The sequence below is a fragment of the Enterococcus mundtii genome, from assembly GCF_002947535.1.
Taxonomy (GTDB): Bacteria; Bacillota; Bacilli; order Lactobacillales; family Enterococcaceae; genus Enterococcus_B; species Enterococcus_B mundtii_B.
Genome location: NZ_PUAP01000018.1, coordinates 33881 through 57003, shown reverse-complemented (window position 1 = coordinate 57003; position 23123 = coordinate 33881). Strand labels below are relative to the sequence as shown.

The following is a 23123-nucleotide window of genomic DNA, read 5'->3' as shown; positions in this document are numbered from 1 at the left end:
GGAGGACCTCCGATGGCACATTCACAATTAGTCGCAATCATTAAACGACTGGAGGCTATGGTCGAATCAGCAGACAATGAGCTGCAAGTTCGTCGCTTTGAAAAAGAGGGCGTAGAAAAATGTACCGTAACTTATGATAAAGCGACAGAAACATTTGAACTAACTGAAACAGACACACATCAACAATACGAATTCGACAATATCGATATCGTTGCGATGGAGATCTATGATTTGATTCAATAAGATTTCGAGCTAGCTAAAAGAGCCTGGGATTCAACCAATTGGTTGGATTCCAGACTCTTTTTTTGATTGTTGTTCGTCTTTTACCAGTTTACGTTGGTAGCTGATCAAGATTTGAACAGGATCGATTTCTTCCTGAGACAGTTGTCGCTTGAGTGACAACCTGTTGTCTTTTTCATAATAGAAATGAGGCGCTTGTCCAGGCTCTGTAATCGTTGTGTCAGCTACTTGACCGTAGGAAACCAAGAAATGTTTGATCTTGTTCTCATCGCTAGCTAACGGCATGCTCAATGTGATTCTCGGTGTTCGCAAAAATCTTTTTTGTTCTTGTATTCGATGAGTAAAATACGTTACCAATTCAATATCCCTTTGAAGAATAGCTGCCTTTTCAAAATTAAGCTGCTCAATAAAATGCAACTGACGTTTTTTTAAATAGCCTAATAATTTCTTATTTCTTCCCTGTAATAAGCCTTGGATCTCTTTTTTCTTTTGTTCAAAAGTCCAATCTTTTATTTCTGGAAGTTGGGCTTGTAATGCTAAATGACTGATTTCAGATAACCATGGCATTTGATAGTTTTCTTCAATAATGCGAAGAATACTTGGCATTTTTTTATAAAGACGAAAAGGTCCATAAGTTCTTGCAGTAGGGATATTCGTGAGAAAAAGACCATCGGATTGAATATGTAAATAGTTATAGTTGTCAAAATAGTTCATCCGACGATTGTAGATCGGGCGATAGTGTTGGATCAGTTGACACTCTAATAATAAAGCATCTAATTCTGTATCAACGACAACGACCTCAAAATCAGCAATCGAACGAACCAAGCGCAAGACTTTTTTCGAGTGTTGTTTATTTTGATAAAAATACGTACTTACGCGATTTTTTAGATTTTTAGCTTTACCTACATAAATGATTTTACCTTCGCTATTTTTCATCAAATAAACACCAGGTAACAAAGGTAGGTTTTTTACTTTCTCTTTTAAGTGCATATGCGCTCCCCTAATTGAAATTGAATTAAAAAGATTATAACAGATTTCCGAAAATGAACAATAAAAGCTATCATATTTTATAAATAAATTATGGAGATACTTTGATAATCAAAATATTTTTTTTATATCTATATTTTAATTTTCAGTAAATAAAACGTTGATATATAAGCATTTTTCTTAAAATGAAAAATTAAAAAAAATTAATAATGCAAAAAAATTTAGTTAAAAGGTTGCATTTTGAAAAAAGTTAAGATATAGTTTGAACATCAAAAGATTTGATAATCAAACTAATTTTAGTGGATGGTGGAACATGGAACCTGATTTTAATACAGTAAATGATTATCTCGTTAGTGTCTTCAATGATATTTTGACGATCGAAGAATCCGAATTAAAAAAGTCACAATTCAAAGATCTGTCGATTACAGAGATGCATACGATCGAGGCAATCGGTATGTACAAGAAAAAGACAACTTCAGAAGTAGCCAAAGAACTGTCGATTACTGTTGGGACCTTGACCACTGCTATCAACAAGTTAGTTAGGAAAGGCTACGTTGAGCGTATCCGTAGTGAAGACGACCGACGAGTGGTGAAGCTGGGGTTGACCAAAAAAGGTAAGTTACTTTACCGTGTGCATCAGCATTTCCATCGTGAAATGGTCAAAAACATCATGGACGGTATGGCTACCGACGAACAACAAGCTTTGCTGTCTGCATTGAAAAACTTGCATGATTTCTTGCGAGATTACAAGTGAGGAAGTTTAATGGAACAATTTGGAACGATCACAGCAACGGCAAGTATCTTACCGAAAAAAATCATCACAAACGATGATCTCTCAAAAATGATGGACACTTCGGATGAATGGATTTCATCCCGTACAGGAATCAAAGAGAGACATTGTGTAACCGACCAGGAAACTTCCGATTTGTGTTACCTCGTTGCCGAAAAATTACTAAAGAAAAGAGCACTTGATCCAAATGAACTCGATTTTATTCTCGTTGCTACGATGTCGCCTGATTATACATCGCCTTCTGTAGCAACTTTAGTTCAAGGAAGGATCGGTGCAACTAAAGCAATCGCATTTGATATCAGCGCAGCATGTTCAGGCTTTGTTTATGCTTTAAGTGTAGCAGAGAAACTGATTCGTTGTGGCTCAATGAAAGGCTTAGTAATTGGTGGCGAAACATTATCTAAACTGATCGATTGGACAGATCGTTCAACCGCTGTCTTGTTTGGTGATGGAGCTGGTGGCATCTTGTTAGAAGCTGGATCAGATCAAAAATTATTGAGAGAATCGCTAGCGGCAGATGGTTCGCGTGCGCAATCCCTTACTTCTGGTTATCTACAAAATCGCTCGCCTTTGTACACGAAAGATTCAGAAGGTTCTTACTATTTAAAAATGGTTGGACGGGATATTTTTGACTTTGCTGTTAGAGACGTCGCGATGAACATCAAGGAAATCATTCAAGACACACCTGTTGATTATCTGCTTTTGCATCAAGCAAACTTACGAATCATCGAAAAGATTGCTCGCAAGGTGAAAATCCCCCAGGAGCAGTTTCTGACGAACATGGATAAATATGGCAATACTTCCGCAGCAAGCATCCCGATTCTTTTAGATGAAGCGATAGAGAGCGGAAAAATAACTTTAGGTCAAAAACAAAAAGTGGTATTTACAGGTTATGGTGGAGGATTGACATGGGGAAGTATCCTCATGGAACTATAAACTGATAAAAAAAATATAAAAAAGAAACAATATCGGAGGAATTATCATATGGTATTCGAAAAAATTCAAGAAATCATTGCAGAAGAATTAGGGAAAGACGCAGAAGAAATCAAATTAACGACAAACATCCAAGAAGATCTTGAAGCAGATAGCTTGGATTTATTCCAAATCATCAACGAGATCGAAGATGAATTTGATGTGAAAATCGAAACAGAAGACGGCATCAAAACAGTTCAAGATTTAGTCACTTATGTTGAAAAACAAACTGCATAATCATCAAGATTAGGTTGGGGGCTGGGACATTTTCCGAAAAAGGAATGTCTTAGCCTTTTTTTAAATGAAACAAAAAAGCTAACTATCCTAAATATAAATTGGAGACTATGATGAAAACAGCATTTTTATTTAGCGGACAAGGCGCACAATACCAAGGAATGGGTCAAGACCTCTACCATGAACCCATCGTGAAACAGACCTTTGATGAAGCAAGTCAGATCTTAGGCTATGATATGGCGGAACTTTGTTTTTCAACAAATGATCGTTTAGATCAAACGATCTATACGCAACCAGCTATTTTGACTGTCAGCATTGCGTTCTATCGTTTGCTAAAAGAACGTGGGATCACTCCTCAAGCCGTTTTAGGCCTAAGTTTAGGTGAGTATTCTGCTTTAGTAGCCAGTGGTGCGCTCTCCTTTAGTGAAGCAGTCGCATTGGTCGAAAAAAGAGGCACGTTTATGACAGACGCTGCCCCTACCGGTAGTGGGAAAATGGTAGCTGTGATGAATGCACCGGTAGATGTCATCGAGAGCTGTTGTAAGCAGGCGGAAGAAGTGGGGATCGTTTCCCCCGCAAATTACAATACCCCTCAGCAAATCGTCATCGGAGGCGAAGAAAAAGCAGTGGATCAAGCGGTGGCACTATTACAAGAACAAGGGATCAAACGAATGATCCCACTAAATGTAAGTGGCCCTTTCCATACAGCAATCTTAGAGCCTGCTGCTAAACAGTTAGCAGAAGAACTTAGCAAGATAGAGTTTTCAGAACCTGAGATACCAGTGATCAGTAATACGACGACAGAGGTCATGACGAAAGAAAGAATCCCAGTTTTACTTGAACAACAAGTGATGAAACCTGTTCGTTTTTACGAAAGTATTGAAAAGCTTAAAGATTTAGGGGTCGAACGAGTGGTCGAAGTCGGGCCCGGTAAAGTACTAAGTGGCTTTATGAAAAAAATCGACAAGTCGCTCACTGTCGCACGTGTGGAAAATCAACAAACATTTGAAGAAACAATCAATCAATTGTCATAGGAGGCAAGTTATGGACGTAACTGGAAAAAATGTATTTATTACAGGCAGTACACGAGGAATTGGTGAAGCGATCGCTTTAGCATTTGCCAAAGCAGGGGCAAACATCTTCTTAAATGGTCGTGGAGAGATCCCAGCCGAAAAAATCAATGCAATCAAAGCGCATGGGGTTGAATGCGTAGGGATCTCAGGTGACATCTCCGATTATGATAAAGCAGGAGAGATGATCAAAGAAGCAGAACAGCAGTTGGGCTCTGTCGATATCTTGGTCAATAATGCAGGAGTTACGAATGATAAACTTGTCTTACGTATGGATGCAGATGATTTCAAAAAATGTTTGGATATCAATTTAACAGGAACTTTCAACATGACACAGCATGTGTTGAAAAAAATGATGAAAAAAAGAGAAGGCGCGATCATCAATCTTTCAAGTGTTTCAGGATTGATCGGTAACTTGGGTCAAGCCAATTATGCAGCAAGTAAAGCAGGAGTTGTCGGTTTTACTAAATCTGTGGCAAGAGAAGTTGCTACACGAGGAATCACATGTAATGTGATTGCTCCGGGATTTGTCACTACAGATATGACAGATGTTTTATCCGAAAAAGTAAGAGAACAAGCAGAAAAACAAATTCCAATGCAACGTTTTGGCCAAGTGGAAGATATTGCGGAAGCCGCATTGTTCTTAGCGAAAAGTTCGTATATCACAGGTCAAGTCATCAATGTTGACGGCGGATTGGTCATGCACGGATAGGGAGGAAAATTTATGAATCGAGTAGTAATTACAGGTTATGGAGTCACTTCACCGATCGGTAACGATGCAGATAGTTTTTTAGCTAGTTTAAAAGCTGGGACAAATGGCATTGCACCGATCACAAAATTTGATGCAACAGACACAGGGATCACTTTAGCAGGTGAAGTAAAAGACTTCCCTTTTGATAAATACTTTGTAAAAAAAGATAGTAAACGTATGGATATGTTTTCAATCTACGGCATTTATGCTGCAATGGAAGCATTGACGATGAGTGGGATCGAAAAAGAAGCGATCAACCAAGACCGTTTTGGCGTTATCGTTGGCTCGGGGATCGGTGGTTTACCAACCATCGAAAGTCAAGTCATCCGTATGCACGACAAAGGAGCAAATCGTGTATCACCAATGTTCGTTCCAATGTCGATCGCTAACATGGCAGCTGGTAATATTGCGTTGCGTGTAGGTGCAAAAGGCATTTGTACGTCGATCGTGACCGCTTGTGCTAGTGGAACGAATGCCATTGGGGAAGCATTCCGCAACATTAAACATGGTTATTCCGATATCATCCTTGCAGGTGGAACAGAAGCAACGATCTGTGAGATGGGGATCGCCGGATTTGCGGCACTGACTGCTTTATCAACATCAACAGACCCTGAACGTGGTTCGATGCCATTTGATGAAGGCCGTAATGGTTTTGTCATGGGAGAAGGGGCAGGAGTATTAGTCCTTGAATCACTGGAACATGCACAAGCTCGTGGCGCAAAAATTTATGGTGAAGTCGTGGGTTACGGCTCAAATTGTGATGCTTACCATATGACAGCTCCAACACCAGATGGTTCTGGTGCGTCAAAAGCAATGAAATTGGCGATGGAAGAAGCCGGGATCGATGCAAAAGAAGTGGGCTATATCAACGCACACGGAACAAGTACACCAGCAAACGACCAAGCAGAAGCTAAAGCGATCCAAATCGCTTTAGGAGACTCTTTCAAAGAAACCTATGTCAGCAGTACGAAATCAATGACTGGACACTTATTAGGTGCTGCAGGTGGGATTGAGGCGCTTGCCACTTTGATGGCGTTAGAGCATCAGTTTATCCCACCAAACATCAATGTTGAAAAACAAGATCCTGAAATCGATCTAAACGTTGTGATCAATGAAAGTAAACCAGCTGAACTGTCTTATGCCATGAGTAATTCACTAGGATTTGGTGGACATAATGCTGTACTATGTATGAAACGCTGGGAGGAATAATGTTGAAGATCAATGAAATCAAAGAATTAGTCAGTCAATTTGATCAGTCAACTTTAACAGAATTTGACTTGAAAGACGGACAATTTGAATTATATATGAATAAAAATGAAATGAGTCGGGGAATGGGACAAACAGTACCAACAACGAGTGCTTCTGAACCACAACCTCAACAAGTTGTACCGGCTTTACCAAAAGAAGAAAGCCATGCTGTTCAACCAGAAGCAGTTGCGCCGACAATTGATGGGACTGAAGTGAAATCACCAATCGTTGGAATCGTTTATCTACAACCGTCTCCTGACAAGCCAGCATTCAAAAAAGTAGGAGACAAAGTCGCTAAGGGTGAAGTGATCTGTATCATTGAAGCAATGAAATTGATGAACGAAGTAACTAGTGATGTCGATGGTGAGATCGTTGCGATCTTGATCGACAATGAAGAAGTCGTAGAATACGGACAACCACTCTTTATCATCCAACCAAATTAAGCCAAGGAGAACCAGACCTATGAATATACAAGAAATCAAAGAAATCATCCCTCATCGCTATCCGCTGTTGCTGATTGATCGAGTGGAAGAAATCGTCGAAGGCGAACGGATCGTTGCTAAAAAAAATGTGACGATCAATGAACCTTTTTTCCAAGGACATTTTCCAGAAGAACCTGTGATGCCGGGGGTATTGATCGTAGAAGCGATGGCCCAAGCAGGAGCAGTGGCCCTATTATCATTGGAACAGTTCAAAGGAAAAACGGCTTACTTTGGCGGATTAGATAAAGCGAAGTTTCGTAAAAAAGTGACTCCTGGAGATACGTTGATATTAGAAGTGGAAATCACTAAAATCAAGTCTTCTGCAGGAATAGGCAAAGGAATTGCAAAAGTGGACGGCAAAAAAGTTGCTGAAGCTGAATTAACCTTTATGATTGGATAGGTGAGTTATGTTTTCAAAAGTCTTGATAGCAAATCGCGGCGAAATAGCCGTACGGATCATTCGTGCCTGCCGTGAGCTTGGAATCCAAACCGTTGCGGTCTATTCTGAAGCGGATGCGGAGGCATTACACACACAATTAGCAGACGAAGCCGTCTGCATCGGTCCTGCAAGAGCAACAGATTCCTATTTGAATGTACAAGCAGTTCTAAGTGCAGCCATCGTTACAAAAGCAGAAGCAATCCATCCTGGATTTGGATTCTTATCTGAGAACAGTCGATTTGCTTCGATGTGTGAAGAATGTAATATCGTCTTTATTGGACCTAAAAGCAAAACGATTGATGATATGGGGAATAAAATCAACGCACGTCAGTTGATGCAACAAGCAGATGTTCCTGTGATCCCAGGTAGTGATGGTGTGCTATCGACTGTTGAAGAAGCACTGGAAGTGGCAGAGAAAATCGGCTATCCAGTGATGCTCAAAGCCGCTGCTGGTGGTGGTGGTAAAGGAATCCGCAAAGTTTTGTCAAAAGAAGAATTACCACAACATTTTTCATCCGCCCAACAAGAGGCAGCAGCTGCTTTTGGTAACGATGATATGTATTTGGAAAAAATCATTTATCCCGCAAGACATATTGAAGTGCAAATTTTAGGTGATCAATTTGGTCATGTTCTGCATCTAGGTGAACGTGATTGTTCTTTACAACGGAATAATCAAAAAGTCTTAGAAGAATCACCATCTGTTGTGATCTCTGAGGAAAAACGAAATCACTTAGGTGCAGCAGCTGTCAGAGCAGCAAAGGCAGTGAACTATGAAAATGCAGGAACGATCGAATTTTTAATGGATGAATCCGGTGATTTTTATTTTATGGAAATGAACACCCGCATCCAAGTCGAGCATCCAGTAACTGAAATGGTCACAAATATCGATTTAGTAAAAAAACAAATCGAGGTTGCGGCTGGACGACCATTAGAGATCCAACAAGAAGAGATCATTTTCCAAGGTCATGCGATCGAATGCCGGATCAATGCAGAAAATCCAGCATTTCATTTCGCTCCTTCGCCAGGTAAAATCAAGAATTTGTTGCTGCCAGCTGGTGGTATGGGATTAAGGGTCGACAGTGCGGTTTATTCAGGTTACACGATTCCGCCTTATTATGATTCAATGATTGCTAAGGTCATCGTACATGGCGATACACGTTTCGATGCGTTGATGAAAATGCAACGAGCATTGAGCGAGATCGTGACAGATGGCGTGATCACGAATGCTGAATTCCAAATGGATCTGATCAGTCACCCTGCAGTGATTGCTGGTGATTACAGTACCGCATTCTTACAAGAAGAGTTTTTACCAAATTGGATTCCCGAGACGGAGATAGGAGACGAATAAGATGGCTTTATTCAAAAAGAAAAAATACATTCGAATCAATCCTAATCGAGAAATCAAGCCAACGAATGCACCATCGGTCCCTGACAATATGTGGGCGAAATGCCCAAATTGTAAACATATCATCTACACAAAAGATATCGGGGAAGAAAAAGTATGTCCACACTGTAGTTATAACTTTAGGATCGGCGCATGGCAGCGATTAGCGTTGATCATTGATGAGAAAAGTTTAGAGGAATGGGATACGGATCTAGTTACAAAAGATCCCCTTGATTTTCCTGATTATCAAGAAAAGATCGGCAAGATGCAAGAAAAGACTGGCTTACATGAAGCAGTTCTAACTGGTCAAGCGACTATTAAAGGCATTCCTTTTGCTATCGGTGTCATGGACCCTAATTTTATCATGGGAAGTATGGGCACGATCGTAGGGGAAAAGATCACACGCTTGTTTGAACGTGCGGCGAGTAAAAAATTACCCGTCGTATTGTTCACTGCTTCAGGAGGAGCTCGGATGCAAGAAGGGATTTTTTCTCTCATGCAAATGGCTAAGATCTCCGCAGCGGTCAAACGTCATAGCAATAAACAGCTATTTTATTTGACGGTCTTAACAGATCCAACGACAGGTGGCGTTACCGCCAGCTTTGCGATGGAAGGGGATATCATCTTAGCTGAACCACAAAGTTTGATCGGCTTTGCTGGCCGCCGAGTGATCGAACAAACGATCAAACAAGAACTACCAGAAGATTTCCAAAAAGCAGAATTTTTACTGGAACATGGCTTTGTGGATCAAATCGTTCCAAGAAAAGAACTCAAGGACACGATCCATCAATTATTAGAATTGCATACGCAGAAAGGATGGATCAACCATGAATAAAACTGCTCATGATATCGTCCAACTGGCGCGGGCAAAAGATCGTTGGACAAGTCTTGATTTTTTTGAAACGATTTTTGAAGGCTTCCAAGAGTTTCATGGTGATCGCTTATTTGGTGATGATGAAGCGATTGTCGGAGGTGTGGCAAAACTAGCCGGAAAACCTGTGACCGTCATTGGCATCCAAAAAGGCCGCGACTTGCAAGAAAATATTCGCCGGAATTTTGGTTCACCTCATCCAGAAGGTTACCGTAAAGCACTGCGTTTAATGAAACAAGCAGAAAAATTCAATCGTCCGGTCATCACGTTGATCAACACTGCAGGTGCCTATTGTGGGATCGGTGCAGAAGAACGTGGCGAAGGGGAAGCGATTGCCCGTAATCTATTGGAAATGTCTGATTTGAAGGTACCGATCATCAGTATCATTATTGGTGAAGGCGGTAGTGGCGGGGCATTAGCCTTGGCATTAGCCGATGAAGTCTGGATGTTGGAACAAACGATCTATGCTGTTTTATCACCAGAAGGCTTTGCTTCGATTCTTTGGAAAGACGGCAGCCGAGCAGCCGAAGCCGCTGAATTGATGAAAGTTGCCGCTGGTGAATTATTAGAGTTAGACGTCATCGATCGAGTGATCCCCGAAACATTCAATGGAGAGCCTTTAGGCAAAGAAAAAGTTGCGCGTATGATGCAAAAAGCATTGATCGAAAAACTGACCGAACTCTGTCAGAAACCAACCGAAGAATTGATTGAACAACGCTACCAACGTTTTCGTAAATATTAAAAAGATTTTTGATTTAAACTGTAGAGAATTGCCTCTACAGTTTTTTCTGATTTATCCTATAAAGGGATAAATATTGGTTTATGATTTATATATTTAACGTGTTCATTTGGGTGGTTTACTAGTTAAAATGAAAAATAAATTAGGATAAAAGTATTTTTTTAGGTAAATAACTTGTTTTTATACTTAAATTACGAGTTAAATGGTAAAATAATTAGTTGTAAGGGAGGTTAGAGGATGTATTCTAATTTAGATGACTTTTTAGAAAATGATAAAAGTGTTGAAGAAAAAAAATATAAGGTTAATGAGATGATCAATAGTCTAGATTTTGATCAGTTATCACAAGCTATTGAGTTTTTAAGTGAACCTTTTTTTACTAATAAATTAAAAGATTATTTACTAGATTCTAGGTTACCAGATATAGAATCGAAGGAATTTTTATTCCTTATTCAAGCCAAAAAATATAATGGTAACATAGTGAGAAAAATAATGAATAGAGCAGATATTAGTAACTATTATTTAAATAAATTTATTCATAAGTATGATTTACAAGAAATATCCAGCGGGATTTATATTTTTCCTCATAAAAGCCTAGACGCACCGTTCTTATTTCAATCTCAATATTCTAAAGCGGTTATTTCACATGAATCGGCTTTGTATATGCTAGATTTGAGTGATGTGATTCCGAAAAAAACCATTATTAGTTTGCCAAAGGATTACAAACTCTCTCAATTAGAAAAAAATTCAAATCAATACATTAAGATTGATAAAGGAGTATACAATAATAATAAAGCTCTTGTTCTGAGTTATTATGAAAATGATCCCATATTCGTAACGAAAAATAATCCAATAGAAAGTACCCAGATCGTTTTAAAAAAAACAATGAAGAATAATCTTGTTAGAGTCACATCTGCAGAGAGAACTATAGCAGATATATTGACTCCTAAATCTAATATTGAAGAAGAGGTTAAAAATGAAGCTCTTAGAAGATATTATGATTTATATTCTCGAGATAGTAACAGATTAAGAAGAATAGCGTACAAACAAGGTGTATTGAAGGAGCTAGACAAGTATTTGTGGGAGTTGCAATTATAATAAGAAGGGTGTACTGACTGATGAATTCAAACAGACTAAAAGATATCATAAAGACTAAAAATTTAGGAATAAGTTTTGAAGAATACAGAATAAGATACGCAACTGAACGATTTTTATCTAGATTGCAAGAAAGTAAGTATAAGGATAACTTTATCATTAAGGGTGGCTTTTTATTGGGAGCTATTTTTAAAGTAGAGCAAAGAACAACAAGAGATTTGGATACGTTAATAAAAGAAATATCAGTAGATAAAATGAATATAACTAGAGTACTCGAAAATATTGTTAGTATTGATCTAGATGATGGAGTACAATTTAAGTTGATCAGTTTGATGGCTTCCCAGCAACAGCGTAAATATGAAGGTTTTCGAGCCAAATTCAAGATGAACTTTTTAGAAGAAAAATCAATCGTTCAGTTTGATCTAGACTTAGGTGTTGGTGACACTATAACTCCTAAAGCAGAAGTTATAGATATACCACTACTTTTCAATGAGAAAAAGGGAGAACGTAAATCAATTACTTTGCAGGCTTATCCAATTGAGACTATTCTTGCTGAAAAAACAGAAATAATATTGGATTTAGGAACAAAAAACTCCAGAATGAAAGATTTTTACGATATACATTTAATCTTAAATTATCAATATAAACCGAGTGTTACTAAATGTTATGAGGCTTTTGAGAATACATGGCTGTTTCGTCATAAGGAACTGCCTATTGATAAAGAACGGTTTGAGGATTGGCTTTTTATAGTTGACGAAATAATTGTAAATGAAAAAATGAATGATATTTATTGGAAGAATTACATTAAAGACAGAGAGTATGCTAAACACCTAAAATTTAAAACAATTCTCAGGCAATTCAAAGAGTATTTAGAAAAATTACATAAAGTGTACTTAAAATGATAGGGTATAGAATAAAAACAAAAGCTACTAGGTTATTACATAATCAAATATACCATTTAAAAGAAAGCTACTGTGGTTCTACGTGTTTTAATTTATCCTAACGTCAAATAGCTAATTAACAATACGTTAAAAAAAGTAATACCCAAAAAATAACTTTTTTGTATTACGCCTTCCCTTTTTTATTTTTTACAATCTCATTATAGTCAGTTCTGTATTAATAACCGAAATACAAAATATTTTATGTTATTTTTAATAAATATGATATCCTTGTTAAAAAGGAGTTGATCTTGTGTTTAATAAGTTGTTAAATGTTCTTTTTTATGGATTGTTGCTTTCGGTAATGCTATTTTTGGTTGGTTGCTCTAAAACGGCTGAATCTCAATTAAAAAACGCCGAGATCGTTCAAGTGACGAATGCTGGGACGCTACAAAACAGAGGAAGTTATACTCTTAAAGAGGGAAATTTAGAAATCATGAAAGAAATCCAACTGGCACAAAACCTTGATCAAGATCCCGCAGGTTTAAAACTATCAAGCAGTGAAGAACAAGAAATCAAAAGTTTGCTGACACCAGATTTTACATCCGCAGAACAAGACCTAAAAACGAATGAACTTTTTCAAACATTTGTTAAAGAAATCGAACATGTAACAGTCGAAGTCAATCAGGAGAAGAAAACGACAACATTAGTCGGAAAGGATTATCGAAAAGAATTTTCTTGGATAGATGAAACGGGGAATCGTTTAGCTGACATAGATAAGATTGAATATAGTTTTGTGTCAGGGGATGAGGAATAGTTGATTAAAGGAGTAGCCTAAAAAAATTCCTCTTCTTGCAAAATGATTTTTGAAGAAGAGGAATTTCAGAATAATTTGAACAGAAAGAAGGGGGCACCATCTTTTCCCTGTTCTTTTAATTGATTAAAAATATTTTTCTGTACCGAATCAGGATTCTTGATTTGAAATTTTAACGTAATTAGGCAGAAGTCGCCCTTCCTCTATAGGTGGGTGATGAATGCCGTTCGGTATGAGGATTGCCGTTGGCAACTCGAAAACCGACATGTAAGGCGCATTGTCCTTCTATTTTATTCTACGTTATAATCAATCTATATGAGGATATAACAATGGAATTAAACACTAATAATCATTCATTATTTCTTCTCTATTATCACCTTGTGTTGGTAACAAAATACCGTAGACAAGTGATTGATGATGAAATATCTGAATTTGCTAAAACAACTTTTGAACGAATATCAGCATCCTATCACAGCACTCTAGTTGAGTGGAATCATGAGAAAGACCATGTTCATATTATGTTCAAAGCGAAGAATTACCAAAAACAAAAACGGTTAGTCGCTCGATTACACGAAAAAGTGATGAATCAACGGAATGATTTTCTAAATCAATTGAGTATAGAAATGATCAAAAATCACGAGATTATCTGTATTGAAAACTTGAATACCAAAGATATGTTGCGTAACAATAAATTAGCAAAAAGCATTTCTGATGTGTCATGGTCTAGCTTTGTGACGAAACTACAGAATAAAGCTGACTGGTATGGTCGTGAAATTATCAAAATTGACAAATGGTTTCCTTCCAGCCAAATCTGTTCAGCATGTGGTCATAAAGATGGAAAGAAGGTCCTTGAAATCCGAGAATGGACGTGTCCGGTTTGTCATACGCATCACGATAGAGATATCAATGCGAGTATCAATATTCTGAACGAAGGACTGCAAATACAATCATTCGCGTAGGTTATAACTATACTCAATAACCGTAGGAACTACGGAGATAACTTGGTAAACAAGAGAAACCGCTGTGAGTAAAGAAATACGCTTACAAGTATGCTCTATTCCCAAGAAGCTCCCACATCAAGTGTTAAGAACCGTTAGGGTTTAGCTAAGTGGTGAGTAGTTCACAAGCTGTTGAAACCATAGGCATTTCTTTTTAGTGCTTGGATATTGGCACTTAACTATTCAAGCAGACCCTTTAAATAGTTATAGTGTAAGGCGTTCTTGGTGTGTGCATAAACATGTTAACGTATCTTATCGTCTTGGTATAGCTTTCAGGAAGTTATATTGTCCAGACATTCGTGAAACATTCATTACACACAGTAATCTCCCATTTCTTTTCCGCATAAAGAATGCCTTGTTACAATTACACTATTATGATAAGTTTAATGTAGTGTATTTGTAACGTAAGTGAGGGGATTAGATGCAAGCTAAGTTGAAAGAGTTGTTGCGTATTCGCGATGGAAATTTATCTATGAAGGAAGCTAGAAAATTAGGAATTTCAGCAACTACTGTACAAAGATTGGTGAATCAAGGAATGTTGATGAAAGTTGATCGTGGGTATTATGTAGAGACTGGTCATGGAATCGATGATTTATTTTGTCTTCAGCAACGATTTTCCAGAGGAATATTTTCTCATGAAACGACATTAGATATATATCAACTTTCTACAAACATGCCGAACTTCATTCATTTGACTTTTCCACATGGCTATAATGTGGATCGTTCAATTACAAAAGAGCAACAGTTACAATTTCATTTTGTGAAGAAGGAAGTATACGAGCTAGGGAAAGTAGAGGGAACTTCCTTTCAAGGAAATCCTATTACTATATACGATAAGGAACGTACCCTTTGTGATATTTGGAATCCGAGATATGAAATTGAATACGAAATGAAATTAGAAGCTTTAAAAGAGTACATGAGAGATCCTATGAGAGACCCAAGTAAATTAAGAGATTATATGACAAAACTACATGTAGAAAAAGAAATGAAATATCATATGCAGAGTTTGTATTGATGGAGAGAAAATATGACCCCTACACAATTTACAGCAAAAACAAGAAATCTTGCAAAAAGTATAGGATTAAATGCACAGTTAGTTCAAAGGCATTTTATGATGGATCGCTTAGTTGAACAAATCTCTGAATCGAAGTATAAAAATGACTTTATTTTAAAAGGTGGCTTTCTATTGGGTTCAAAATATGGAATCGATAGAAGAACAACAATTGATATTGATACGACATTTAGAAATAGCAAATTAACTAAAGAAAAATTGAAGAACATCTTTAATGAGCTAACTAGTAAACCTACGAAAGAGGGGATTGTTTTCTCTATTCAAGAGATTAAAGAAACAAGGGAAATTGATTTTATCCTGGGTTTCAAATTAAATTGATTGCTCATTTAGAAAAAATACGTGTCCCATTTAAATTGGATGTAACAACAGGAGATTCTATTTATCCTGAAGTAGATATACATTATCATCAATTGATGTTTGAAGATAAAAAAGTGGAGATTCCAGCTTATCCAACAGAACAGATTATTGCAGAAAAGCTGAGTGCTACATTTAGCTTTGGGACAGATAATTCGAGATTGAAAGATTACTACGACCTATTTGCCATCCCAAAACTAGAAAATATTGATATGAAAGAGCTATATAAAAGTGTCCGAAATACATTTACAAAACGTGGAGACAATAAACTGTTATCTTTTTATTATGAAAGGGAAATGGAAAAGATCAAAGAGAGCGATTATTTGGAAAAACTATGGGATAAATATCGCTCGGTAAATTCTTTTGTGAATTCTATTTCATTTGCAGATACAGTTAACGGAGTTGCTTATTTAATGCAAAATGTAATCAAAATTGAAAATCAAGAAAGAAAACAATAGTTTACAAGAATTGAACAAATCAAGATGGCAAACGATATTAATTGTGTGATTTAGCGTAAATCAGCGGAACCAATGAGCTTGGTACAGAGGTGTTTGGCCTTGAGAAACAAAGTAAAATAGACTGAAAATCAAATAAAAAAAGCTGAGACTTGGTTCTCGGCTTTTTTCATTTCTTTTCTTGAAATATTAAAATAAATATTCTTTATTCGTTTATATTATTCATTTTAAGAGCATAAAAATGAATTAAATTAAATAAATATACAAAAAATGGTTTATTTTTGAAATTCTCATGCTATAATGACAGAACAAAATGAATAAGGGGCGAGACAATGAAAAAGATTTCAGGAATTATTTTATTTTTAGTTACAACATTCGCATTAGGAGCTTGTGGCAATGGGGATGCAGCAGAATCAAATGATCAATTAGCAGCGATCAAGGAAAGTGGTGTATTGAAAGTAGCAACGTCTGCTGATTATGCGCCGTTTGAATTTCATACGATCGTCGATGGGAAAGATCAAATCGTCGGATCAGACATTGATTTAGCAAATGCCATTGCAGATGAACTTGGTGTGAAACTGGAGCTTTCAGATATGAGTTTCAATACAGTGCTAGCCTCTTTAAAAGAAGGGAAAGCCGATGTAGCGATTTCAGCTATTTCAGCGACGGAAGAACGGAAAGAACAATTTGACTTCACCGATAATTACTATAATCCGCCACAAGTTCTCGTGATCAATAAAAAAGATGAAGACACGTTAACAAGCATTGATCGCTTGGCAGGTAAAAGCTTAGGGGCGCAAAAAGGCTCGATTCAAGAAGCAGTGATCAATGAACAAATCAAAGAAGCGAAAGTAGTCACGATCGATAAAGTGCCAAATATGGTGATCGAGATCAATCAAGGTTCACTGGATGGCATGGTCGTTGAACAAACGATTGCCGAAGCTTATATCGCTCAAAATCCCAACTTGATGATTGCAGATATCCCTTTGGAACAATCAGATGATGAAGCTTTTGCTATTGCCTTACCAAAAGGTAGTACAGAATTACAAGAAGAGTTGAATAAAATCATCAAAAAATTAAGTGATGAGGGAAAAATCGATGAATTCATCAAAAAAAATCATGAACTAGCTGAACAAACAGCGACAGAATAGAGGGACGCAGTGTGAATTTTTCGTTTTTAGATAAGTACTTACCTTATTTTCTATCAGGCGCGGTCGTTACGATCGTTTTTTCGATCTTGACTGTCATCTTTGGTACAATGATCGGCTTAGCTATGGCATTGATGAAGCGCTCAAAAATCAAGCCTTTGAATTGGTTAGCTAATAGTTATATCGAATTACTAAGAGGCACACCGATGTTATTGCAGATCATGATCGGATTCATCTTATTGCAACGTTTCTTTCCAGCGGTGGATTGGTCCGTGGGGATTTTAACGATCGACTTAGGACGTTTGATCCCAGGAATCATCGTATTATCACTGAACTCTGGGGCGTATGTTGCTGAAATCATCCGTGGGGGAATCGCGGCTGTTGATATGGGACAAACAGAAGCTTCGTATTCACTAGGCTTACGTCCTGTACAGGCGATGCGTTATGTCATTTTCCCGCAAGCGTTGAGAAATATTCTGCCACCATTAGGAAATGAATTTGTAACGTTGATCAAAGATTCTTCCTTACTGACAGTGATCGGTATCAATGAATTGATGGGATCTGCTCAAATCGTTATCTCAAACTCCTATATCCCATTGGAACCTTATTTTATTGCCGCAGGATTATACTTCGTCATGACCTTTGTCACATCGCGGTTGTTGAGTAGTTGGGAGAAAAAACTCGGTAAAGGGTATCAACGTTAGGAGAGAATGTCGTATGGAAAAATCAATAGTAACGATCAAACAGCTAAGTAAATCATTTGCAGAAACAGAAGTATTGAAAGGAATTAGTACGACCATTTCCACCGGGGAGGTTGTGGTGATCATTGGTCCTTCAGGTTCAGGGAAAAGTACGTTTCTCCGTTGTTTGAATCTACTCGAATCTCCTACAGCCGGTACGGTGGAGTTTGAGGGAACGGATATCACGCATAAGCAACACGATATTTTTAAAACAAGAGAAAAAATGGGGATGGTTTTTCAACAGTTCAACCTGTTTCACAATATGACAGTATTAGAAAATATCACCTTATCACCGATCAAAGTGAAAAAAATGCCTAAGAAAGAAGCCGAAGCGATTGCTTTGGAACTATTGGCAAAAGTTGGCTTGTCGGATAAAGCCACTGCCTATCCATATTCTTTATCAGGTGGACAGCAGCAGCGGATCGCGATTGCCCGTGCTTTGGCAATGCAACCAGACGTCATGTTGTTCGATGAGCCTACTTCGGCACTTGATCCAGAAATGGTGGGCGAGGTGCTCTCCGTCATGTTGCAATTGGCACAAGAAGGGATGACGATGGTCATTGTCACTCATGAAATCGGTTTTGCGAAAGAAGTCGGTGATCGGATCATCTTTATGGATCAAGGACAAATCGTGGAAGAGGGGACACCTAGTGAGGTGCTGGAACGGACGAGCCATCCTCGGACGATTGAATTTTTAGCCAAAGTATTGTAGTTAGAATTAAGATATAAGGAATGGCGATCTTTTTTCAAAACTGCCTATGGATAGTGATTCCAGTCCTTTAGATTTGTCTAAAATTGTATGAATAGTGTTTCAAAAGTAATTCCTTCAGTAATAAGCAACTAACTCCCAAAACAGAGGAATCTATTTTCGGAGCTGGTTGCTTATTTTTGGAGTTGCCTCGTTCTGCTTGAACCTCTATTAAAAGGTTTAATGTATAGAGGTAGTTTTTTTTTAGATTTTGCAGTATAATATGGGGTTGAGGAGTACATATCGTGCTCCTTCATTTTTTGCAGATGAGGAGACAACATGTTTTCAAATTATAAACCTACATGGATGGTAGAAGCCGTCTATAAAATTACCCCTGCACAACTGAAAAAAATAGGGATCAAAGCCGTTTTGACGGATCTTGATAATACACTGATTGCTTGGAATAATCCGGATGGAACGGAAGAATTGTTCACTTGGATTTTAGAAATGAGAAATGCGGGCATACCAGTAGTCGTTGTTTCAAACAACAACTCAGAACGGGTAGCTCGTGCAGTAGAAAAATTTGAGCTACTTTATGTTGCAAGAGCATTGAAACCCTTGCCAGTGGGGATAAACAAAGCGAAGAAAATGTTGAATCTGGCAGACGAAGAGATCATCATGATCGGTGATCAGATCATGACCGATATTCGTGGCGCAAATAGTGCCGGTATCCGTAGTGTCTTAGTTAAACCAATCATCGAAACTGATAGTTGGAAGACAAAGTTCAATCGGTTCTGGGAACGTAAGATCATGAGTTATTTAGTAAAGAAACATCCAGATATGGATTGGCGAGGTGGCATTGAATGAACGAAGAATTGCAATGTATCGGTTGTGGCGTGATGATCCAAACAGAACATCCTGATAAATTAGGCTATACACCAAAAGCAGCACTCGAAAAAGGATTAGCAACAGGGGATGTTTATTGTCAGCGTTGTTTCCGTTTGAGACATTATAATGAGATCCAAGATGTATCATTGACCGATGATGATTTCTTGCGATTACTAAATGAATTAGGTCAAAAAGACGCATTGATCGTCAATGTGGTGGATATTTTCGATTTCAATGGCTCACTGATTCCTGGGTTACATCGTTTTGTCGGCAATAATCCAGTTCTTTTAGTTGGGAACAAGGTCGATATTTTACCTAAATCATTGAAAAAATCAAAAATGATCCAATGGATGAATGAGCGTGCCCATGAAGCGGGTCTAAGACCTGTCGAGGTATTATTGACAAGCGCAAAAAAAGCACCTGAAATGACAACACTTCTTGAGAAAATCGAAAAATATCGTGAGGGCCGAGATGTGTATATCGTTGGTGTGACGAATGTTGGAAAATCGACATTGATCAATCAGATCATCAAAAATACGGCAGGCGTCCAAGAAGTGATTACAACTTCGCAATTTCCAGGAACGACGTTAGATAAAATCGAGATCCCATTAGATGACGGCCAATTTTTGATCGATACACCAGGGATCATCCATCGTCACCAAATGGCGCACTATTTAGGCAAAAAAGATTTACGGATCATCGCACCGACGAAGGAAATCAAGCCTAAAGTTTATCAGCTGAATGAAGGTCAAACGCTTTTCCTTGGTGGGTTAGCTCGATTCGACTTCATCAGTGGCAAACGTGGTTCATTTATTGCTTATGTATCAAATGACGTTAATTTACATCGGACAAAATTAGAAAAAGCCGATGCTTTTTATGAAAAACATGTAGGTGGCTTATTACAACCACCACGTCCGAATGAAGTCAGTGAATTTCCTGAACTTGTTCGCTTTGAATTTTCTGTAAAAGAAAAGACAGATATCGTCTTTGCAGGACTAGGCTGGATCACGGTGACGGAACCAGCAGTCATCGCAGGCTGGGCGCCAAAAGGGGTACATGTGTTGAGACGAAAAGCACTGATTTAAGAAAGAAGGAAAAACATGAGTTTAAGAGGAAAGCAAAAACGATTTTTACGTAGTCAGGCACATCATTTACAACCGATTTTCCAAATCGGTAAAGGTGGAGTCAATGAAGCAATGATCGTCCAAATCGAAGAAGCACTTGAAAAAAGAGAACTGATCAAAGTATCATTGTTGCAAAATACAGATGAAATCGCAGAAGATGTGGCACAAGTATTAGAACAAGCCATCGCATGTGAAGTGGTTCAGATCATCGGACGCGTGCTTGTTTTATACAAAGCATCATCCAAAGAGAAATACCAACGGATATCTAAAGAAGTACATGCAATCTAAGGAGTGACGAAGATGAAATCGCAAGCGAAATCCTTTGTTCGACCTCAAGTATTTCCAAAAGAAATGCCCCATCTTTACGAGAAAAGAAAACAGGTGGGGATCTTGGGCGGAACTTTCAATCCTGTGCATCTAGCCCATCTAGTGATGGCAGAACAAGCAGGACAGAATTTAGGACTAGACCATGTCTGTTTAATGCCTTCCTATCAGCCACCTCATGTGGATGAAAAGCCAACTATACCGGCAGAACACCGCTTAAACATGCTGGAACTTGCGATCGAAGACAATCCTTTTCTAACGATTGAAACGATTGAAATCGAACGAGGCGGTAAAAGCTATACGTATGATACGATGAAAGCTTTGACTCAAAATAATCCTGATACGGACTATTATTTTATCATTGGCGGCGATATGGTCGAATATTTACCAAAGTGGTACAAAATCGACGAGTTATTGACAATGGTCCACTTTGTCGGTATCCATCGACGTGGATATCAAGTGGAAACCCCTTATCCTGTGATCTGGGTCGATGTTCCTGAGATCGATCTAAGTTCGACAAAGATTCGTCAAAAAATCCAACAAGGCTGTTCCGTCCGTTATTTGATCCCAGATAAAGTCTTGGATTACATTCAGAAAGAAGGATTGTATCAACATGAATTATAGTACAGACTATACAGCGTATACTCGAGAAATATTGATGCAAAAAGTCCAAATGAGAATGAGTGAACAACGCTTCAAACATGTCTTGGGAGTAGAACAAACAGCTGTTGCACTTGCTGAAAGGTATGATTGCTCGCCAGAAAAAGCGAGTATCGCCGCATTGACACATGATTATGCGAAAGAACGACCAGACGATGAGTTTATCTTATTCATCGAACGCGAGCAACTTGATCCGGAGTTATTAGCTTATGGAAATGCGATTTGGCACGGATTAGTCGGTGCATCATTTGTTGAACGAGAATTAGGCATCGCTGATGAGGAGATCTTGCAAGCAATCCGTCTCCATACGACAGGAGCTGCTGAGATGTCGTTACTCGATAAAATCATCTATGTGGCTGACTATATCGAACCAGGACGTTCCTTTCCCGGTGTCAAAGAAGCCCGTGAGATTGCTATGGTCGATCTAGATGAAGCAGTTGCATTCGAAACGAAACACACTTTAGCGCATTTGATTGCGCAAGAAAGCAAAATTTATCCAAAAACAATCGAAACATATAATCATTGGGTGGCAAAATAGCTGACCCATTAGGAGGAAATCATCATCGATAGTAAAGAACAATTAAAAATCGCTGTCCAAGCAGCAGATTCAAAACGTGCAGAAGATATTTTAGCTTTAGACGTCCGTAAAGTGTCACTATTGGCTGACTACTTTATGATCTGTTCAGCAAACAGTGAACGTCAGATCAATGCCATCGTGGAAGAAATCATTGAAAAAGAAGAAGAAAGCAAATATGAAGTAAAACGGGTGGAAGGAAAAGAAGGCGGTAAATGGATCCTGATCGATCTAGGTGATTTGATCATCCATGTATTCCATTCTCCAGAACGTGGTTTCTATAATTTAGAGAAATTATGGTCAGACGCACCACTTGTCGATTTGACTGAATGGTTGGATTAACATGGCCTACGAAACATTTGCTTTTATTTACGATGAAGTCATGGATGACGGACTGTATGAACAATGGCTCGCATTTTCTAAACGCCATTTGCCTGAAACAACTAAAAACATCCTTGAACTTGCTTGTGGAACAGGCGCATTAGCCGTCGCTTTTGCCAAAGATGGCTACAATGTAACTGGCTTGGATCTATCAGAAGAAATGCTGATGATTGCCAGTCAACGTGCCTATGAAGAAGAGGCCGCGGTACAATTTGTTGAAGGAAATATGTTAGACTTATCAGAAAGTGGGCAGTATCAAGCTATCACTTGTTTCTCAGATTCTTTGTGCTATATGCAAAATGATCAAGAAGTACAACAAGTATTTGATGAAGTCTATCAGGCATTGGAAGAAAACGGTCGTTTCTTGTTTGATGTCCATTCCGTTTATCAAATCGATCAAGTATTTCCAGAGTATAGTTACCATTACCAAGGAGACAATTTTGCTTTTCTTTGGGATAGCTATACGGGGAAAGAAAAACATAGCATTGAACATTATTTGACATTCTTTGTCGAATCACAAGAAAAAGAGGGTACGTTTACTCGTGAAGATGAATTACATCAAGAACGTACGTATCCACTAGAAAATTACTTGCGCATGTTAGAGAGTAGCGGATTTGCTAAAGTGGAAGTATTCGCTGATTTTACAGACGAAACACCTAATGAAGAATCCAGACGTTGGTTTTTTGTTGCCCACAAAGAAGAAGGCGAAATCGACGAACTGTAGCG

At 38.2% G+C, this 23123-nt stretch carries 28 protein-coding genes and 1 pseudogene; 28 read left to right on the top strand and 1 reads right to left on the bottom strand.

Annotated features, from left to right (window positions below):
- The first annotated feature begins 12 nt into the window (after window positions 1-12).
- Window positions 13-243 (top strand): YkuJ family protein, encoded by a 231-nt coding sequence (locus tag CUS89_RS05640; RefSeq protein ID WP_010735881.1) that lies wholly within the window; start codon window positions 13-15, stop codon window positions 241-243.
- 30 nt (window positions 244-273) lie between these two features.
- Here CUS89_RS05640 and CUS89_RS05635 read toward each other — a convergent pair whose 3' ends face one another.
- Window positions 274-1230 carry a GIY-YIG nuclease family protein gene (locus tag CUS89_RS05635; protein ID WP_104871381.1) on the bottom strand — a complete coding sequence of 319 codons (957 nt, stop codon included), beginning with the start codon at window positions 1228-1230 and terminating at the stop codon, window positions 274-276.
- Between the two features lie 310 nt (window positions 1231-1540).
- Here CUS89_RS05635 and fabT point away from each other — a divergent pair, with 310 nt between their 5' ends.
- The 27 genes and pseudogenes from fabT to CUS89_RS05500 all read left to right on the top strand — a co-directional run bounded on the left by fabT (window position 1541) and on the right by CUS89_RS05500 (window position 23121).
- Window positions 1541-1981, top strand: coding sequence for a fatty acid biosynthesis transcriptional regulator FabT (fabT, locus tag CUS89_RS05630; RefSeq protein ID WP_010735879.1), 441 nt, complete (start codon window positions 1541-1543; stop codon window positions 1979-1981).
- Window positions 1982-1990: 9 nt separating this feature from the next.
- On the top strand, window positions 1991-2953 hold the full coding sequence (locus CUS89_RS05625) for a beta-ketoacyl-ACP synthase III (protein ID WP_104871380.1): 963 nt from the start codon (window positions 1991-1993) through the stop codon (window positions 2951-2953).
- Window positions 2954-3001: 48 nt separating this feature from the next.
- A complete protein-coding gene (locus CUS89_RS05620; protein ID WP_034688440.1) occupies window positions 3002-3226 on the top strand; it encodes an acyl carrier protein in 225 nt (74 codons plus the stop codon).
- A gap of 110 nt (window positions 3227-3336) precedes the next feature.
- Window positions 3337-4257, top strand: coding sequence for an ACP S-malonyltransferase (gene fabD / locus CUS89_RS05615; RefSeq protein ID WP_104871379.1), 921 nt, complete (start codon window positions 3337-3339; stop codon window positions 4255-4257).
- A 10-nt stretch (window positions 4258-4267) separates the two neighbouring features.
- Window positions 4268-5005 (top strand): 3-oxoacyl-[acyl-carrier-protein] reductase, encoded by a 738-nt coding sequence (fabG, locus tag CUS89_RS05610; RefSeq protein ID WP_010735875.1) that lies wholly within the window; start codon window positions 4268-4270, stop codon window positions 5003-5005.
- 12 nt (window positions 5006-5017) lie between these two features.
- On the top strand, window positions 5018-6253 hold the full coding sequence (gene fabF, locus CUS89_RS05605; protein WP_104871378.1) for a beta-ketoacyl-ACP synthase II: 1236 nt from the start codon (window positions 5018-5020) through the stop codon (window positions 6251-6253).
- A 2-nt stretch (window positions 6254-6255) separates the two neighbouring features.
- Window positions 6256-6735, top strand: a complete 480-nt coding sequence (accB, locus tag CUS89_RS05600; protein ID WP_308726886.1) for an acetyl-CoA carboxylase biotin carboxyl carrier protein — start codon at window positions 6256-6258, stop codon at window positions 6733-6735.
- Between the two features lie 19 nt (window positions 6736-6754).
- Complete coding sequence (gene fabZ / locus CUS89_RS05595) at window positions 6755-7174, top strand: 3-hydroxyacyl-ACP dehydratase FabZ (protein WP_010735872.1); 420 nt, start codon at window positions 6755-6757, stop codon at window positions 7172-7174.
- A 7-nt stretch (window positions 7175-7181) separates the two neighbouring features.
- A complete protein-coding gene (locus tag CUS89_RS05590; RefSeq protein WP_066025694.1) occupies window positions 7182-8561 on the top strand; it encodes an acetyl-CoA carboxylase biotin carboxylase subunit in 1380 nt (459 codons plus the stop codon).
- A 1-nt stretch (window position 8562) separates the two neighbouring features.
- Entirely contained in the window at window positions 8563-9432 is an 870-nt protein-coding gene (gene accD / locus CUS89_RS05585; RefSeq protein ID WP_062805459.1) for an acetyl-CoA carboxylase, carboxyltransferase subunit beta, read from the top strand.
- Window positions 9425-10210, top strand: coding sequence for an acetyl-CoA carboxylase carboxyl transferase subunit alpha (locus CUS89_RS05580; protein ID WP_010735869.1), 786 nt, complete (start codon window positions 9425-9427; stop codon window positions 10208-10210). Before accD ends, CUS89_RS05580 begins: the two co-directional genes overlap by 8 nt.
- Before the next feature lie 234 nt (window positions 10211-10444).
- Window positions 10445-11302: a type IV toxin-antitoxin system AbiEi family antitoxin domain-containing protein gene (locus CUS89_RS05575; RefSeq protein WP_019723305.1), complete on the top strand. Its 858-nt coding sequence runs from the start codon at window positions 10445-10447 to the stop codon at window positions 11300-11302.
- Between the two features lie 20 nt (window positions 11303-11322).
- On the top strand, window positions 11323-12201 hold the full coding sequence (locus CUS89_RS05570) for a nucleotidyl transferase AbiEii/AbiGii toxin family protein (protein ID WP_104871376.1): 879 nt from the start codon (window positions 11323-11325) through the stop codon (window positions 12199-12201).
- A gap of 289 nt (window positions 12202-12490) precedes the next feature.
- Window positions 12491-12994 carry a hypothetical protein gene (locus tag CUS89_RS05565; RefSeq protein ID WP_104871375.1) on the top strand — a complete coding sequence of 168 codons (504 nt, stop codon included), beginning with the start codon at window positions 12491-12493 and terminating at the stop codon, window positions 12992-12994.
- 326 nt (window positions 12995-13320) lie between these two features.
- On the top strand, window positions 13321-13950 hold the full coding sequence (gene tnpA, locus CUS89_RS05560; protein WP_104871374.1) for an IS200/IS605 family transposase: 630 nt from the start codon (window positions 13321-13323) through the stop codon (window positions 13948-13950).
- A 460-nt stretch (window positions 13951-14410) separates the two neighbouring features.
- Window positions 14411-15004, top strand: coding sequence for a type IV toxin-antitoxin system AbiEi family antitoxin domain-containing protein (locus CUS89_RS05555; RefSeq protein ID WP_066025696.1), 594 nt, complete (start codon window positions 14411-14413; stop codon window positions 15002-15004).
- 12 nt (window positions 15005-15016) lie between these two features.
- Window positions 15017-15873: pseudogene (locus CUS89_RS05550) on the top strand (nucleotidyl transferase AbiEii/AbiGii toxin family protein).
- 329 nt (window positions 15874-16202) lie between these two features.
- On the top strand, window positions 16203-17021 hold the full coding sequence (locus tag CUS89_RS05545) for a transporter substrate-binding domain-containing protein (RefSeq protein WP_104871373.1): 819 nt from the start codon (window positions 16203-16205) through the stop codon (window positions 17019-17021).
- Between the two features lie 11 nt (window positions 17022-17032).
- Window positions 17033-17722 carry an amino acid ABC transporter permease gene (locus CUS89_RS05540; RefSeq protein ID WP_104871372.1) on the top strand — a complete coding sequence of 230 codons (690 nt, stop codon included), beginning with the start codon at window positions 17033-17035 and terminating at the stop codon, window positions 17720-17722.
- Window positions 17723-17735: 13 nt separating this feature from the next.
- Window positions 17736-18470 carry an amino acid ABC transporter ATP-binding protein gene (locus tag CUS89_RS05535; RefSeq protein WP_104871371.1) on the top strand — a complete coding sequence of 245 codons (735 nt, stop codon included), beginning with the start codon at window positions 17736-17738 and terminating at the stop codon, window positions 18468-18470.
- Between the two features lie 315 nt (window positions 18471-18785).
- Complete coding sequence (locus CUS89_RS05530) at window positions 18786-19313, top strand: YqeG family HAD IIIA-type phosphatase (RefSeq protein WP_104871370.1); 528 nt, start codon at window positions 18786-18788, stop codon at window positions 19311-19313.
- Window positions 19310-20419 carry a ribosome biogenesis GTPase YqeH gene (gene yqeH, locus CUS89_RS05525; RefSeq protein ID WP_104871369.1) on the top strand — a complete coding sequence of 370 codons (1110 nt, stop codon included), beginning with the start codon at window positions 19310-19312 and terminating at the stop codon, window positions 20417-20419. The genes CUS89_RS05530 and yqeH overlap by 4 nt, the downstream gene beginning before the upstream one ends.
- Window positions 20420-20434: 15 nt before the next feature.
- Complete coding sequence (yhbY, locus tag CUS89_RS05520; protein WP_104871368.1) at window positions 20435-20746, top strand: ribosome assembly RNA-binding protein YhbY; 312 nt, start codon at window positions 20435-20437, stop codon at window positions 20744-20746.
- A gap of 12 nt (window positions 20747-20758) precedes the next feature.
- Window positions 20759-21406, top strand: coding sequence for a nicotinate-nucleotide adenylyltransferase (locus CUS89_RS05515; RefSeq protein WP_010735862.1), 648 nt, complete (start codon window positions 20759-20761; stop codon window positions 21404-21406).
- Window positions 21396-21980 (top strand): bis(5'-nucleosyl)-tetraphosphatase (symmetrical) YqeK, encoded by a 585-nt coding sequence (yqeK, locus tag CUS89_RS05510; RefSeq protein WP_104871367.1) that lies wholly within the window; start codon window positions 21396-21398, stop codon window positions 21978-21980. The genes CUS89_RS05515 and yqeK overlap by 11 nt, the downstream gene beginning before the upstream one ends.
- Window positions 21981-22004: 24 nt before the next feature.
- The gene (gene rsfS, locus CUS89_RS05505; protein ID WP_308726887.1) at window positions 22005-22358 is read left to right on the top strand and encodes a ribosome silencing factor; all 354 of its coding nucleotides are present in this window, start codon (window positions 22005-22007) and stop codon (window positions 22356-22358) included.
- 1 nt (window position 22359) lies between these two features.
- Entirely contained in the window at window positions 22360-23121 is a 762-nt protein-coding gene (locus CUS89_RS05500; RefSeq protein ID WP_104871365.1) for a class I SAM-dependent DNA methyltransferase, read from the top strand.
- The last annotated feature ends 2 nt before the right edge of the window (window positions 23122-23123 follow it).